The sequence below is a fragment of the Novosphingobium percolationis genome, assembly GCF_020179425.1.
Taxonomy (GTDB): Bacteria; Pseudomonadota; Alphaproteobacteria; order Sphingomonadales; family Sphingomonadaceae; genus Novosphingobium; species Novosphingobium percolationis.
In genome coordinates, this window is sequence record NZ_JAILYM010000001.1 from 445,458 (window position 1) to 458,865 (window position 13,408).

General features: G+C 65.7%; 14 protein-coding genes, 1 tRNA gene and 1 riboswitch. Of the genes, 6 read left to right on the forward strand and 9 right to left on the reverse strand.

Annotated elements, in window-relative coordinates:
- Positions 1-38: 38 nt before the first annotated feature.
- Together K3A84_RS01990 and K3A84_RS01995 are read right to left on the reverse strand one after the other, a co-directional pair.
- Positions 39-932 (reverse strand): SPOR domain-containing protein, encoded by an 894-nt coding sequence (locus K3A84_RS01990; protein ID WP_225007393.1) that lies wholly within the window; start codon positions 930-932, stop codon positions 39-41.
- On the reverse strand, positions 916-1,977 hold the full coding sequence (locus tag K3A84_RS01995) for a lytic murein transglycosylase (protein ID WP_225007394.1): 1,062 nt from the start codon (positions 1,975-1,977) through the stop codon (positions 916-918). Before K3A84_RS01995 ends, K3A84_RS01990 begins: the two co-directional genes overlap by 17 nt.
- Positions 1,978-2,077: 100 nt before the next feature.
- Between K3A84_RS01995 and K3A84_RS02000 the strand changes: the two genes are divergently transcribed.
- Positions 2,078-2,167, forward strand: a tRNA-Ser gene (locus K3A84_RS02000).
- 26 nt (positions 2,168-2,193) lie between these two features.
- Here the strand turns inward: K3A84_RS02000 and K3A84_RS02005 are convergent.
- Both K3A84_RS02005 and K3A84_RS02010 read right to left on the reverse strand, forming a co-directional pair.
- Positions 2,194-2,664: a glycine zipper 2TM domain-containing protein gene (locus K3A84_RS02005; protein ID WP_225007395.1), complete on the reverse strand. Its 471-nt coding sequence runs from the start codon at positions 2,662-2,664 to the stop codon at positions 2,194-2,196.
- Between the two features lie 107 nt (positions 2,665-2,771).
- Complete coding sequence (locus K3A84_RS02010; protein ID WP_225007396.1) at positions 2,772-3,188, reverse strand: nuclear transport factor 2 family protein; 417 nt, start codon at positions 3,186-3,188, stop codon at positions 2,772-2,774.
- 195 nt (positions 3,189-3,383) lie between these two features.
- Here K3A84_RS02010 and K3A84_RS02015 point away from each other — a divergent pair, with 195 nt between their 5' ends.
- Positions 3,384-3,848, forward strand: a complete 465-nt coding sequence (locus K3A84_RS02015; RefSeq protein WP_225007397.1) for a YaiI/YqxD family protein — start codon at positions 3,384-3,386, stop codon at positions 3,846-3,848.
- Positions 3,849-3,927: 79 nt separating this feature from the next.
- The gene (locus tag K3A84_RS20310; protein ID WP_263626075.1) at positions 3,928-4,062 is read left to right on the forward strand and encodes a hypothetical protein; all 135 of its coding nucleotides are present in this window, start codon (positions 3,928-3,930) and stop codon (positions 4,060-4,062) included.
- A 21-nt stretch (positions 4,063-4,083) separates the two neighbouring features.
- Here the strand turns inward: K3A84_RS20310 and K3A84_RS02020 are convergent, their stop codons facing one another.
- The 3 genes from K3A84_RS02020 to thiC all read right to left on the reverse strand — a co-directional run bounded on the left by K3A84_RS02020 (position 4,084) and on the right by thiC (position 6,697).
- Positions 4,084-4,485, reverse strand: a complete 402-nt coding sequence (locus tag K3A84_RS02020; RefSeq protein ID WP_225007398.1) for a type II toxin-antitoxin system death-on-curing family toxin — start codon at positions 4,483-4,485, stop codon at positions 4,084-4,086.
- Positions 4,486-4,491: 6 nt separating this feature from the next.
- Positions 4,492-4,719: an AbrB/MazE/SpoVT family DNA-binding domain-containing protein gene (locus tag K3A84_RS02025; protein ID WP_225007399.1), complete on the reverse strand. Its 228-nt coding sequence runs from the start codon at positions 4,717-4,719 to the stop codon at positions 4,492-4,494.
- A gap of 97 nt (positions 4,720-4,816) precedes the next feature.
- Positions 4,817-6,697: a phosphomethylpyrimidine synthase ThiC gene (gene thiC / locus K3A84_RS02030; protein ID WP_225007400.1), complete on the reverse strand. Its 1,881-nt coding sequence runs from the start codon at positions 6,695-6,697 to the stop codon at positions 4,817-4,819.
- A gap of 33 nt (positions 6,698-6,730) precedes the next feature.
- Positions 6,731-6,838: riboswitch (TPP riboswitch) on the reverse strand.
- A 153-nt stretch (positions 6,839-6,991) separates the two neighbouring features.
- On the opposite strand from thiC, the gene K3A84_RS02035 reads away from it, so the two are divergent.
- Together K3A84_RS02035 and K3A84_RS02040 are read left to right on the forward strand one after the other, a co-directional pair.
- Entirely contained in the window at positions 6,992-8,227 is a 1,236-nt protein-coding gene (locus K3A84_RS02035) for a cytochrome P450 (RefSeq protein ID WP_225007402.1), read from the forward strand.
- A 46-nt stretch (positions 8,228-8,273) separates the two neighbouring features.
- Complete coding sequence (locus K3A84_RS02040; protein WP_225007403.1) at positions 8,274-9,641, forward strand: flavin-containing monooxygenase; 1,368 nt, start codon at positions 8,274-8,276, stop codon at positions 9,639-9,641.
- A gap of 188 nt (positions 9,642-9,829) precedes the next feature.
- On the opposite strand, the gene K3A84_RS02045 is transcribed toward K3A84_RS02040, so the two are convergent.
- Together K3A84_RS02045 and K3A84_RS02050 are read right to left on the reverse strand one after the other, a co-directional pair.
- Positions 9,830-11,353 carry a flavin-containing monooxygenase gene (locus K3A84_RS02045; protein ID WP_225007404.1) on the reverse strand — a complete coding sequence of 508 codons (1,524 nt, stop codon included), beginning with the start codon at positions 11,351-11,353 and terminating at the stop codon, positions 9,830-9,832.
- A 133-nt stretch (positions 11,354-11,486) separates the two neighbouring features.
- Positions 11,487-12,065, reverse strand: coding sequence for a DUF2585 domain-containing protein (locus K3A84_RS02050; protein WP_225007405.1), 579 nt, complete (start codon positions 12,063-12,065; stop codon positions 11,487-11,489).
- A gap of 128 nt (positions 12,066-12,193) precedes the next feature.
- Between K3A84_RS02050 and crtY the strand changes: the two genes are divergently transcribed.
- Positions 12,194-13,393: a lycopene beta-cyclase CrtY gene (gene crtY / locus K3A84_RS02055; protein WP_225007406.1), complete on the forward strand. Its 1,200-nt coding sequence runs from the start codon at positions 12,194-12,196 to the stop codon at positions 13,391-13,393.
- The last annotated feature ends 15 nt before the right edge of the window (positions 13,394-13,408 follow it).

Consider the following 13,408-nt stretch of genomic DNA (forward strand, 5'->3'; position numbering starts at 1 on the left):
TGCAAGCAGAACCCCACAAGTGGCGGGCCCTTTGCGCCTTACTTTTCGGTCAGGACCCGCGCGTCGGCATAGCCCGCCCGGCGCGCCTTCGCCAGAGCCGCCTGCGCCTGCGCGGTGGACGACGCGCCGATGCGCACGCGCCAGAGGTTCCCCGAGGGCGTGACGGTGCCGCCGACCTGCCTGGCCGCGGCCTCTGCCCGCGCACGGGTGGAAAACGCGCCGACCTGGACATGGCGCGAGACGGTCGCCGTGGCGGACGAGGTGGGATGCGCCAACGGAGTGTGCCGCGCGAGTGGCCTGGGTTGCGCTGCGGGCTGGGGCTTCGCCGCAGCAGGCTTGGTCACCACCGCTGCCACGACCGGAACCGAAGGCGGCAGATCCACCAGCGCGGGCGCTGGGGGCGCGATGCCCAGCTTGCGCTTCAACGCGGCGAGCAGGCCCGGCGGCGTGTCCATCCGCGCTGGCACCTGCTGCCCGGTGCGCAGCAGCGCGCGTTCGGGTTCGGGCGGGTTGACGCGACGCACGCGCACGGCGGCGCGCTGCCCGGGAGCAAGGCCGAGTTGTGCGCGCGCCATCGGGGTCAGCTCGATCAGTCCGTCGCCGGCCATCGGGCCGCGCCGGTCGATGCGCACCAGCGCGGTCCTGCCCGAATCGAGCGCGGTGACTTCGACATAGGAAGGAAAGGGCAAGGTGCGGTGCCCGCCCGCCACGCCGGCGCCCTCGGTTTCGGCGGCATAGCCGACGGCATCGTAGTTCATCGTATCGAGCGGGGTATAGGTCTGGCCGTCGACGGTGAACGGATCGCCCACCGTGACCGGATAATCCCCCGCCGGACCAAGGCGATCGACAGGTGGCGGCGGGCTCGCGCCCAGCAGCGCGATGGCAAGCAGCGGGGCAGCGATCAGGGTCGGTAGCCTAACGGGCAATCTCATCGGCAAGCAATCCCACGGACAGGGCATAAAAGTTCGAGCAGTTGTAATCGAGGATGACTCGATAATTTCCGGTTAGCAGGTAACCGGTCCGCCCTTGTCCGTCGGGTTCGATGAGAGTGGCCTGAACGTCGTCAGCGAGGCCCGCGCCTTGCCCTGCCCCCTGCGGCGTCACGCCCAGCGCGCGCCATTCACGCATCGTGCGCCAGGCCGAATGCCGCGCGAAGACCTGCGGACAGCGCGGGCTGACGAGGCTGGTGCCAAGGCTGGCGCGATCGAGCGCGGGCGGAACGTCCACCGCGACGCCCCAGGGCTGCCCCGGCCGCCAGCCCGCATCGCGAAAGTAGTTGGCGATGGAGGACAGCGTATCGGGCTTGCTGGACCAGATGTCGGCCAGCCCGTCGCCATCGGCATCCTGCGCCACGCGGAGATAGACGCTGGGCAGGAACTGCGGATTGCCGAAGGCCCCGGCCCAGCTGCCGACCAGCTTGCTGCGCGGCACGCCGCGGTCGATCATCTTGAGCACGGCGACGAATTCCTCGGCGAACAGTTCGCGCCGCCGCCCTTCGTAGGCCAGCGTCGCCAGCGAGCGGGCGAGGTCGAAATCGCCGGTATAGCGGCCGTAGTTGCTCTCGTGCCCCCAGATCGCCAGCACAACCTTGCCCGGTACGCCATAGCGCCGCTCTATCTGCCCCAGCAGGGCGGCGTTGGCGGCATACTCGCGCTGCCCCCCGGCGATCCGGGCGGCATCGACGTGCATCCGGCGATAAGGCGCGAAGGCGGGGATGGCGGAGGATGGCCCCCCGCCGGGCTGGCTGCGATCGAGCTGGATCACCCGCGGACTGAACGTCAGCGTCGAAGTCACGCTGGAGATCGTCGATTCCCGCACCCCTTCGGCGCGAGCCCGCGCGGCGAGCAGCTGGAGATAGCCGGCGAAACCCGCCTCCTCGTCCGATTGCGCGCAGGCAACCGGGGCGAAGACGAGCGATGCGGCGCCACCGGCCAGCAGGGCGGCGCGCTTCAGAAAAGAACCAAAGGACAATGTCATCCGCCCGCTTGTCGCACAGGGCGCGCCGGTTTGGGAATCCCCTGCACGCACAATTCCCCTTTGCGACAGGCCGCACCGCCGCTATCGGCGACGGCAGTGCGGACAGGTGGCCGAGTGGTTTAAGGCAGCGGTCTTGAAAACCGCCGTGGGTGCAAGCTCACCGTGGGTTCGAATCCCACCCTGTCCGCCACCGGCCTGCCCTGCGTTTTCCTGCGATCAGCGGCAGCGTACGTTGCTGCGACCGTTGCTGTCGACCGCGGCGCCCACCGCCGCGCCACCGATGGCGCCGATGATCGCGCCAAGCGGCTTGCTGTCGCCCTGCGCGATCAGCGCGCCTGCCGCAGCGCCTGCAAGGCCGCCGACGATCAGGCCGGTTGAACCATCCGAACGGCGGCAATAGTAGCGCCCGTCACGGCCGCGATAGACGCGGTCGTCATAGGTCAGGTTGCGTTCGCGATAGCGCGGGCTCTGGCGGTAATAGCGATCCGCATAATAGCCGCCGTAGCTAGGGTCGGGGTTGTTGTAATCGTACCGGCCATAACGATCGTAGGTGTTGCGATCGTAGTAGCCCCAATCGCCGGCGTAGTTGTCGCTGGCATAGCCGGGGCGATCGCCGTAGCCCATGTCGGTGCAGGCCGTCGTCAGCGTGGCGGCGGCCAAGGCGGAAAGCATCAGGGCCTTGTTCATGGGGCCTGCTCCTTGTGCGAGAGGTCGGGAGAACGCGCCGTGCGCGCCCCGCTCATAGCTGCAATGGTTCGCGGCGGCACAAGTTCCCGGGACGTTCTGGCACGCTGTCAGCCGAGCGTGACGAAGATCTCTGCCACGAGCCGCCAGACGCCTCCCGCCTCGCGCCACTTGGCGCTGTAGATGCCTTGTGCGATCGGTGCCTCGCTGCCCTGCGCCACGCCCTGCCAGCGGCCCTGCTCCATCGCAATCGGCTCCACCTGCGAGGCCGTTACGCTACCGGGCGTGCGCGTGTAGATCGTGCGCGGACGCGCGGAAAACTCACGTTTCCACGCGGCTAACTGCGCCTTGCGGCCCGCGATCACCGCGCTGTCGCTGCCGGTCACCAGGATCACGTCAGGCGTGAGTAACGCACCGATCGCGGCCAAGTCTGCGTCAGCCAACGCGCGGTTGAACGCGGCGCGGGCGGCACGGATGGCGATTTCGGCCGCCGGGTTGGCACTGGCGAGCGGGATGGTCGGGGTCATGGCTGACCCATGGCAAAGCGCATCGTCCTTGCCCACCCCGTAATCGTGCGTGCCGACCGTGCATATGCATGATGCAGGTACAATATGCAGGTGCAAGATGATCGCTGCATATCCAGGTTGCAGCCACATCGTGCATATGCAGCATTTGGGGCCAACGTGGTCGACGTGGCGCGCGCGGTGTGACAGGAGGCCCGCATGACGCCGACCGCCACTGCCGTACGCATCCTCGTCGATGCCGATGCCTGCCCGGTGAAGGAGGAGATCTACAAGGTCGCCTGGCGCCGTAACGTATCGGTCGCCGTGGTCAGCAATTCGCCCTTTCGCGTGCCGTTGCACCCGCTGGTGCGCCGGGTGGTGGTAAGCGATGGCTTCGACGCCGCCGACGACTGGATCGCCCAGGAAGCGGACGAACGCAGCGTGGTGGTGACGGCTGACATCCTGCTCGCCGAACGGTGCCTGAAGGCAGGCGCCACGGTGCTGTCGCCAACTGGCAAGCCGTTCACGACCAGTTCGATCGGTGGCCAGATAGCGACGCGGGCGATCATGGCGGACTTGCGCGCGGGCGGCGACGTGGTCGGCGGCCCGGCCCCATTTGCCAAGACCGACCGGTCGCGCTTCCTGCAGGCGCTGGACGAGGCGCTGGTGCGACTGGCGCGCTGACCGGCGGCAGATTGCGTTCGCTTTCGCCGGCGAGAGCGCCTAGCCCCGAAGGTGGGCAACCGCCCGCCGGAGAACGATCATGGCCAAGGGCCAGAAGAAGTCCAACAAGGAAGCGCGCAAGCCCAAGGCCGAGAAGCCGAAGAAGCTCAACGCTTCCAACCCTTCGATCAAGCCTGGCGTGGTCGCGGGGCTGGACAACATGAAGCGGACCTGAGGCGTAGGCCGGTCTGGGTGATCAGGCCGGGCGCGCGGCGATGCGCTGGCGGAACCAGTCCGCCAGTTCGTCTTCGGTGAGTTCGCCTGCGGCGAGGGCCTGAACCATCGCCAAGGCATCTTGCGGCAGAAAGCTGATTTCCACGCTGTTCAAGACGAGAAATGTACGCGCCAGAACCCAGGCCGTGCGTTTGTTGCCGTCGGTGAACGGGTGATTGCGAGCGACGCCGAAGGCGAACGCGGCAGCGAGCGCGGGCAAGTCGTCCTCGCCGTATTCCCACTGGTTGCGCGCGCGGGCGAGCGCCGATTCGAGCGCGCCGGGATCGCGCACACCCGAAGGGCCACCGTGTTCGGCCAATTGCCGGTCATGGATCGCGAGCGCGAGGCGCGCGTCGAGCGACACCGGCTCGAGACGGAGCGTCATGGCGAGCTACTTCGCAAGTTCGCGCAGGATGTCCCGGTCTTCGCGCATCACGCGCTCGGCGGCCGCCATCTTGTCGGCAAAGTCGGGATCGGCAGCGGTAATGCGGATGCCATCGGGCGATTCCGTTACGTACAGGGTATCGCCCACGCCTACCCTGAGCCGCGCCAGCAGCTCCTTGGGCAGGACGATTCCGGCCGAGTTGCCGATCTTCGCGATTTTGACGGCCGTGTTCATACAGGCGTTATAACGCCGGATGTGGCTGGATGCAACCTTGGCACTGTCGCGGCCACGCCCCACCTCCCTCCCACGAAGAGGAAGGAGGCGATGACGATCAGTCGTGTTCGCGGTTGCCGGCGCCGATGTACAGTTCGCGTCCGCCTTCGTTGTACTTTTCGCTCATCGCCTTCATGCCGGCTTCGGCCTCGGCTTCGTTGGCGACGAAGGTTTCGACGGCCGAGTTCTGCTTGGCGGCGAATTCGCGCACTTCCTGCGTGATCTTCATCGAGCAGAACTTCGGCCCGCACATCGAGCAGAAGTGGGCCGACTTGGCGCCTTCGGCGGGCAGCGTCTGGTCGTGGTACTGTTCCGCCGTTTCAGGATCGAGCGACAGGTTGAACTGGTCGCGCCAGCGGAATTCGAAGCGGGCGCGGCTGAGCGCATCGTCGCGCAGCTTGGCGGCGGGGTGGCCCTTGGCAAGATCGGCCGCGTGGGCGGCGAGCTTGTAGGTAACCACGCCAACCTTCACGTCGTCGCGGTCGGGCAGGCCCAGATGCTCCTTGGGCGTCACGTAACACAGCATCGCCGTGCCGAACCAGCCGATCATGGCCGCGCCGATGCCGCTGGTGATATGGTCGTAGCCCGGCGCGATGTCGGTGACGAGCGGCCCGAGCGTATAGAACGGCGCTTCACCACAGGCGGCGAGCTGCTTGTCCATGTTCTCCTTGACCTTGTGCATCGGCACGTGGCCGGGGCCTTCGATCATCACCTGAACGTCGTGTTCCCACGCGCGCTTGGTCAGTTCGCCCAAGGTGTAGAGTTCGGCGAACTGCGCTTCATCGTTGGCATCCGCGATCGAGCCGGGGCGCAGGCCATCGCCGAGGCTGTAGGCGATGTCGTACGCCTTCATGATCTCGGTGATGTCGTCGAAGTGTTCGTAGAGGAACGATTCCTTGTGATGCGCGAGGCACCACTTGGCCATGATCGAGCCGCCACGACTGACGATCCCGGTGACGCGCTTGGCGGTCATCGGGATGTAGGGCAGGCGCACGCCCGCGTGGATCGTGAAGTAGTCGACGCCCTGTTCGGCCTGTTCGATCAGCGTGTCGCGGAAGATTTCCCACGTCAGGTCCTCGGCCACGCCGCCGACCTTTTCCAGCGCCTGGTAGATCGGCACAGTGCCGATCGGCACGGGGCTGTTGCGCAGGATCCATTCGCGGGTGTCGTGGATGTTGCGGCCCGTGGACAGATCCATCACGGTGTCCGCGCCCCAGCGGATCGACCATACCATCTTGTCGACTTCGCTCGCCACGTCCGACGCCACGGCGGAATTGCCGATGTTGGCGTTGATCTTGACAAGGAAGTTGCGCCCGATCGCCATCGGTTCGCTTTCGGGGTGGTTGATGTTGTTGGGGATGATCGCCCGGCCGCGCGCGACTTCGTCACGCACGAATTCGGGCGTCACGTAATCGGGGATCGCCGCGCCCCAGTCCTGCCCATCGCGGATCAGCGCTTCCTTGGCCTTCTTGCGGCCGAGGTTTTCGCGGATGGCGACATATTCCATCTCGGGCGTGATGATGCCCTTGCGGGCGTAATGCATCTGGCTGACATTCTGGCCCGCCTTGGCGCGCAGGGGGCGGCGCTCCACGGCCGGGAACGCGGGCACCCCGGCGGAACGATCCGGGCCCTTCAGACCGTTGTCCTCGGGCTTCACCATACGTGCGTCGTAGGCCTCGACATCGCCGCGCCCCATGATCCAGTCGCGGCGCAGCTTGGGCAGGCCTGCGGCAATGTCGATGGCGACGGCCGGATCGCTGTAGGGGCCGGACGTATCGTAGACGCGCACCGGCGGTTCGCCCGACGAGGCTTCGAGCGCGATCTCGCGCATGGCGACGCGCACGTTGGGAAAGCGCACGCTTTCGACGTGGATCTTGCGGCTGCCACGGATCGGGCCGGTGGTGACGCCGATTTCCAGCTTGGAGTTGATGTCGGCCATGCGCATTCCTTCTGAGGCAAAAGGAACAGGGCGCGGATGTGGCCGGCCCTTCCCTCCGCCCGTGCTAACGGGTTCAGGTTCGACGGGTCGGGCTGCATGACCAGCCCCTCTCAGCCAGCACTGGCTCCCCGGGGTATGGTGCGAGGATTACCCGCGCTTTGCGGACGAGTCCAGCCGGTGTGCGCCGACCTGTCACTTTGCGCGAGTGTTCCACCGAACGGCGCTGGACTTTAAGCGGACGATTAAGGATAGTCCGGTCAAGACCGACCAGAATCGGATTTCGGGAGAACTGTCATGGCAACCGCATCCCTCACGCGGGACAAGGCGCTCAATCCTTACGACGTCAGCCTCAACGCGCTTTACACCGAGGACCGCTGGCGCGAGCCGTTCGCATGGCTGCGCGCCAACGCGCCGGTCAGCTACCGCGAGGAAAGCCCGTTCGGGCCATACTGGTCGGTCACCACGCTCGACCTGATCCAGAAAGTGGAGCTGGACACCGACACGTACTCCTCGTCGTGGGATCGCGGGAACATCACCATCGCGGATTCGGTCAACGAGACCGCGTTTCCCAACTTCATCGCGATGGACCCGCCCGTCCACACCGCCCAGCGCAAGGTGATCGCACCCGCGTTCGGCCCGAGCCAGATGGTCAAGCTGGAAAAGCTGGTGCGCGAGCGCGTGACCAGGCTGCTCGACGCCCTGCCCGAAGGCGAAACGTTCGACTGGGTGGAACAGGTCTCGATCCCGATGACCATCGGCATGCTGCTGATCCTGTTCGACATGCCGTTCGAGGAATGGCCTGACATCAAGCGCTGGTCCGACTGGGGCAGTGGCGTTTCGGAAGATGCGCTGAACGACGAGTACCGCGCCGAGTTCATGGTCCAGATGGGCCAGATGCTCGAACGCTTCGACCGCGAGCTGGAAGCGCGCCGCAACGAGCCGCCGCGCGACGACCTGCTGAGCCGGATGGTCCATTCCGAGGCGATGGGCCACCTCACCCCGCCCGAGCGCATCGCCAACATCGCGCTGCTGATCGTGGGCGGCAACGACACCACCCGCAATTCGATGAGCGGGCTGGTCGAAGCACTCGACAAGTATCCGGACCAGCTCGAAAAGCTGCGCGCCGATCCGTCGCTGGCGGTCAATGCCGCGCAGGAGATCATCCGCTGGCAATCACCCGTCACCCACATGCGCCGCACCACCACGCGCGATACCGAGCTGGCCGGGCAGTTCATCCCGGAAGGCTCGAAGGTGGTGCTGTGGTACATCTCGGGCAACCGTGACGAGACGGTGTTCCCCGATGCCGAACGCTTCGACGTGACGCGCGAGAACGCACGCCGCCACATCGCCTTCGGCCACGGCATCCACCGCTGCGTGGGCGCGCGGCTGGCCGAAGTGCAGATCACCGCAGTGATCGAGGAAATCGTCGCGCGGCGCTGGCGGATCGTGCCGCAGGGCGCGCCGACGCGCCTCGCCAGCCCCTTCCTCCACGGCTTCACCGCCATGCCGGTGAAGATCGAGAAAGACTGAACCGAGCCTCAAGCATCTGGCATAACGTAACGGGAGAAATGCGGCCATGAGCCTGCCGAAAGTGTGCATCATCGGGGCCGGATGTTCCGGCTTCACCACGGCCAAGCGGCTCAAGGACCACGGCATCCCGTTCGACATCTTCGAAGCGTCGGACGACATCGGCGGGAACTGGTACTACAACAACCCCAACGGGGTCTCGTCGTGCTACCAGAGCCTGCACATCGATACGTCGAAATGGCGGCTGGCGTTCGAGGATTACCCGGTGCCCGCCGAATGGCCGGATTATCCGCACCATTCGCAGCTGCTCCAGTATTTCCACGACTACGTCGACCATTTCGGCCTGCGCCCGTCGATCCGCTTCAACACGCGGGTGGAGAAGGCCAAGCGCCTGTCGGGCGGCGGCTGGGAGGTGACGCTCTCGACCGGCGAGGTGCTGCGTTACGATGCGCTGGTGGTCGCCAACGGGCACCACTGGGCGGCGCGCATTCCCGAATATCCCGGCACGTTCAACGGGCCACAGGTCCATTCGCACCACTATCGCACCCCGTTCGAGCCGATCGACTGCGTGGGCAAGCGCGTGCTGGTGGTGGGCATGGGCAACAGCGCGATGGATATCGCCAGCGAACTGTCGCAGCGCCCGATGGCGGCCAAGCTGTTCGTGTCCACCCGGCGCGGGGTGTGGATCTTCCCGAAATACTACCGCGGCCAGCCGCTCGACAAGAACCCCGCCCCGGCGTGGATGCCCAAGAAGCTGCGCCAGTGGCTGGGCAGCCGCATGATCAAGAACCTCGTCGGCAAGATGAGCGACTACGGGTTGCCCGAGCCGGAGATCGAGCCGTTCGAGAGCCACGGCACGGTGTCGGGCGAGTTCCTGCTGCGCGCAGGGTCTGGCGATATCAACATGAAGCCAGGTGTGGAACGGCTCGATGGCGATGGCGTGGTCTTCACCGATGGCAGCCGCGAACAGATCGACGCGATCGTGTGGGCGACGGGCTATGACATCAAGTTCCCGTTCTTCGACGAACCGGCCTTCTGCGCCGATGCCGACAACAAGCCGCCCGCCCTGTACAAGCGCATCCTCAAGCCCGAGGTGCCGGACCTGTTCTACGTCGGCCTGGCCCAGCCGCTGCCGACGCTAGTGAACTTTGCCGAACAGCAGTCGAAGCTGGTGGCGGCATACCTCACCGGGCAATATGCGCCGCCGCCCCCGGCCGAGATGCACCAGATCATCAAGGACGATGAGGAATACTACACCGGCGGGTACTATGCTGCGCGGCGCCACACGATCCAGCTGGACTTCGACCACTATGTCCGCGCGCTGAAGAAGGAACTGGAGCGCGGCGCGAAGCGCGCAGCGGCCAAGGGCCATGCCCTGCCGGTGGTGGCGCGCGCGGAGGTTGCTGAAGCGGCCTGAAACTTGGGTTAGGATCGAGCCCACCCCTAACCCCTCCCGCTTGCGGGAGGGGGATTAGCAGTACAGCACTGCCCTCTTCCCACCCGCAGGCGGGAGGGGCCGGGGGTGGGCCAAAACCGGCACAAACCTCAAAGGAAAAGGGCGAGCCTTGCAGCTCGCCCCTTCCCTTCATCCGATAACGTAACGGGCTATTCAGCTGCCTCCAGCACCTCGCGCGCGGCGGGCTGGTTGTCGTACCAGAACTCTGGCCCGTCGAGGTCAATCGCCGGGATCGCTTCCTTTTCCGCCCAGTAGTTCTGGTTGTGGCGCCACACTTCGTTGTCGCCCCGCCTGGGCAGCTTGTCGAGATCGCGCATCAGGTAGTTGGGGTTGAAGTTGTCGCCTTCGATCCACGGCAGGATCTTCATGTCCTTGTCCTCGGGCCGCAGCTTCACTTCCACCTTGTGCGCGCCGCGCTCGTCCATGTGCTTGAGCAAGCGGCACACGAAATCACCCAGCATGTCCACCCGCAGCGTCCACGAGGCGCGGAAGTAACCGAACACCCACAGCATGTTGGGCACGCCGGTGAACATCATGCCGCGATATGTGACGGTATCGCCCCAGTTGACCTTCTGGCCATCGACCTCGAACGGGATGTCGCCCAGCACCTTCAGGTTGAAGCCTGTGCAGGCGACGATGATATCGCCATCGACCGCCTCGCCCGAGCTGACGACGAGGCCGGTCTCGGTGAAATGGTCGATCGTGTCGGTCACGACCGTTACCTTGCCCTGCGCGGCGAGCTGGAACAGGTCGGCATCGGGGCAGAACGCCAACCGCTGCTGCCAGGGGCGGTACTTGGGCGTGAAGTGCGGCTCGAACTGGAAGTCCTCGCCCACATAGGCGCGGACCAGCGCGCGCAGTTCCTCGACCACGACGTCGGGCTCTTCCACGCACCGCTTATCCATCACGGCCTGGTCGTGCATGACTTGCATACGCACGATGCGGTGGATGGTCGGCTCGTCCACGCCGATCTCGCGCAGGCGGTCGGCCAGCTCGTTCTGGTTGGGGTGGCAGAAGAAGTAGGTGGGCGAACGCTGCACGATCGTGACATGCGCGGCCTTCTGCGCAAAAGCCGGCACCACGGTCGCCGCCGTCGCGCCCGAACCGATCACCACGATGCGCTTGCCGGTGTAGTCGATGTCGGGGTCCCAAAGCTGGGCGTGGACGAACATGCCCTTGTAGGCATCAAGGTTCTTCGCCTTCCATTCGGGCGGGATGTAGGGAACCTCGTGGTCGTAATAGCCCTGGCACATCCACAGCAAGGTGGCGGTGAACACGTGTTCCACCCCATCCTCCGTGCGTGCCGTAACGGTCCAAAGGTTGTCCGCGCTCGACCAGGAACACTGCGTGATCGTGTGGCCATAGCGGATGTGCTGGCCGATGCCGTTTTCCTCGATCACCTCGCCCATGTAGTCGAGGATCGCCTGCGCGCTGGCGATCGGCGCGTCGGTCCACGGCTTGAAGCGGTAGCCGAAGGTGTAGAGGTCGGAGTCGGAGCGGACACCGGGGTACTTGTGCGTTTCCCAGGTGCCGCCGAACGTGTGCATCCTTTCGAGCACGGCGTACGTCTTGCCCGGACACTGGTCCTGCAGGTGATAAGCAGAACCGATCCCGGAAATGCCTGCGCCGACGATCAGCACATCGAAATGCTGGGCCGTATCCGCTCGTGCCATAACGCTCTCTCCACTCGATTATCGCTTGATATGCGGCATCAGTGCCGTCTCTTGTCTAGGACGCCTTGACCAATATCAAATCGAAACGGATTCGGCAGGCCCTTTTCGTTGGTCGGTTAAAAAAGAAAGTCGATCACCCGGCCGCCTGCCAAGTGCGGACCGCCTCGATCGGCCAGGCGAGCATCAGGACGTTGAGCGCCAGGTTGTCGCGGATCATGGCGAGCGTGAACAATTCGAATCCCAGCGCCAGGAGCACCGTGACCCATGCGGGCGCGCGGGCAGCAAACAGGAAGCCCAGCGCCATGCAGGCGATGTCCGACGCGGAATTGAGCACGCTGTCGCCGCTGTAGCCATAGCTGACCGTGACCGCGCGATAGCGGTCGATGATGATCGGCGAATTTTCGAGGATTTCCCACGCGCCTTCGGCCAGCACCGCCACGACCAGCGCCCAGCGGCTCGCAACGTAACGCGCCAGCCCCGCCTTGCGCCACAGCAGGTGCGCCGCGCCATAGAACAGGAAGCCGTGGATCACGTGGCTGAAGCTGTACCAATCGGTCAATTGCTGGCTATTTTCGGGCGACTGGACCACGCCTGCCCACAGGCGCACCGTCCCGCACGGGCAGATCGGCGGACGATGCATGGCGAGCAGGATGGCGACGACGAGCAGACCCCCGGCCAGCGCCACCCCGCTACCCGTTCGATCCGGTCGCAACGTCGTATCCGTGCTTTGCGCGCGCATCCCCATCCCCCATCTCGCTGTCCTTCCCTTTGGTGCCCGTCGGGCCCTTTGGGCGCAAGCTGCGGTTGCGTGGACTTGCCCTTGCCCTTAACGCCCTCGTCATGACCGTTCGACGCTGCGACATCGCGATCCTCGGGGGCGGCCTTGCCGGCGGCCTCGTCGCGCTTGCGCTCGCGCGGCACCGGCCGGACCTGTCGCTGCTGCTGGTCGAGCAGGACGAACGGCTTGGCGGCAACCATATCTGGTCGTTCTTCGGCAGCGATGTCGGCCAGCCCGGGCGCGACCTGCTGGCACCGGCCGTCGCCGCCGCGTGGAAAGGCTATGACGTGCGCTTTCCGGCGCACGCCCGCACGCTGTCGACCAGCTACTACGCGATGACGTCAGACCGCTTCGATGCCGCGCTGCGCGCCGCACTGCCTGCCGACGCCGTCCTGACAGGCGCACGCGTGCTTGCCGCAAGCTCCCGCAACGCCACGCTGGCCGATGGCACGCGGATCGAGGCGCGGGCCGTGATCGACGCTCGCGGCATCCGCAACATGGGCCATCTTACAGGGGGTTGGCAGAAGTTCCTGGGCCAACGCCTGAAGTTGTCTGACCCACACGGAGTGGTCCGCCCCCTGATCATGGACGCCACCGTCGAGCAACTCGATGGCTACCGCTTCATCTATGTGCTGCCTTTTGCCGAGGACGAGGTCTTCGTCGAGGACACGTACTATTCCGACAGCGCGACGATCGACGGCGAGGTGCTGTCGGTGCGTATTGCCGACTACGTGCGCCGCCAGGGCTGGACGGTGGAACGCGTCGTGGCCGAAGAGCAAGGCGTGCTGCCGGTCGTGTCGGGCGGCGATTTCGACGCGTTCTGGCGCTCCACGGGCAAGGAAATCGCGCGCGCTGGCACGCGGGCCGGGCTGTTCCACGCCGTCACCAGCTATTCGGTGCCCGATGCGGTGCGCTTTGCACTGGCCCTTGCGCGACGGGCCGATTGCGGCGGCGAAGAACTTGCGCGATATACCGAAGAATATGCCAGAACACACTGGAAAAAAGGGTTATTCCTTCGCCAGTTGACCGCCATGCTCTATGGCGCGGCGGCACCGGTCGATCGCTACAAGGTGCTCGAACGGTTCTACCGGCTCGACGAGAAGCTGATCGAGCGTTTCTATGCCGGACGCACGACCGCATTCGACAAGATCCGCGTCCTGTCGGGCAAGCCGCCGGTGCCGATCACGCGCGCGCTGGGCGTGCTGACGGGACTGGGCGAAAAGCCGCAACCGCTGTCGCTGGCCGGAAACCGCACGAAATGAGCCCGCACGAAATGA

Coding starts and splice junctions, on each gene's coding strand:
- K3A84_RS01990 (WP_225007393.1), bottom strand. CDS start 932: ATGAGATTGCCCGTTAGGCTACCGACCCTGATCGCTGCCCCGCTGCTT.
- K3A84_RS01995 (WP_225007394.1), bottom strand. CDS start 1,977: ATGACATTGTCCTTTGGTTCTTTTCTGAAGCGCGCCGCCCTGCTGGCC.
- K3A84_RS02005 (WP_225007395.1), bottom strand. CDS start 2,664: ATGAACAAGGCCCTGATGCTTTCCGCCTTGGCCGCCGCCACGCTGACG.
- K3A84_RS02010 (WP_225007396.1), bottom strand. CDS start 3,188: ATGACCCCGACCATCCCGCTCGCCAGTGCCAACCCGGCGGCCGAAATC.
- K3A84_RS02015 (WP_225007397.1), top strand. CDS start 3,384: ATGACGCCGACCGCCACTGCCGTACGCATCCTCGTCGATGCCGATGCC.
- K3A84_RS20310 (WP_263626075.1), top strand. CDS start 3,928: ATGGCCAAGGGCCAGAAGAAGTCCAACAAGGAAGCGCGCAAGCCCAAG.
- K3A84_RS02020 (WP_225007398.1), bottom strand. CDS start 4,485: ATGACGCTCCGTCTCGAGCCGGTGTCGCTCGACGCGCGCCTCGCGCTC.
- K3A84_RS02025 (WP_225007399.1), bottom strand. CDS start 4,719: ATGAACACGGCCGTCAAAATCGCGAAGATCGGCAACTCGGCCGGAATC.
- thiC (WP_225007400.1), bottom strand. CDS start 6,697: ATGGCCGACATCAACTCCAAGCTGGAAATCGGCGTCACCACCGGCCCG.
- K3A84_RS02035 (WP_225007402.1), top strand. CDS start 6,992: ATGGCAACCGCATCCCTCACGCGGGACAAGGCGCTCAATCCTTACGAC.
- K3A84_RS02040 (WP_225007403.1), top strand. CDS start 8,274: ATGAGCCTGCCGAAAGTGTGCATCATCGGGGCCGGATGTTCCGGCTTC.
- K3A84_RS02045 (WP_225007404.1), bottom strand. CDS start 11,353: ATGGCACGAGCGGATACGGCCCAGCATTTCGATGTGCTGATCGTCGGC.
- crtY (WP_225007406.1), top strand. CDS start 12,194: ATGACCGTTCGACGCTGCGACATCGCGATCCTCGGGGGCGGCCTTGCC.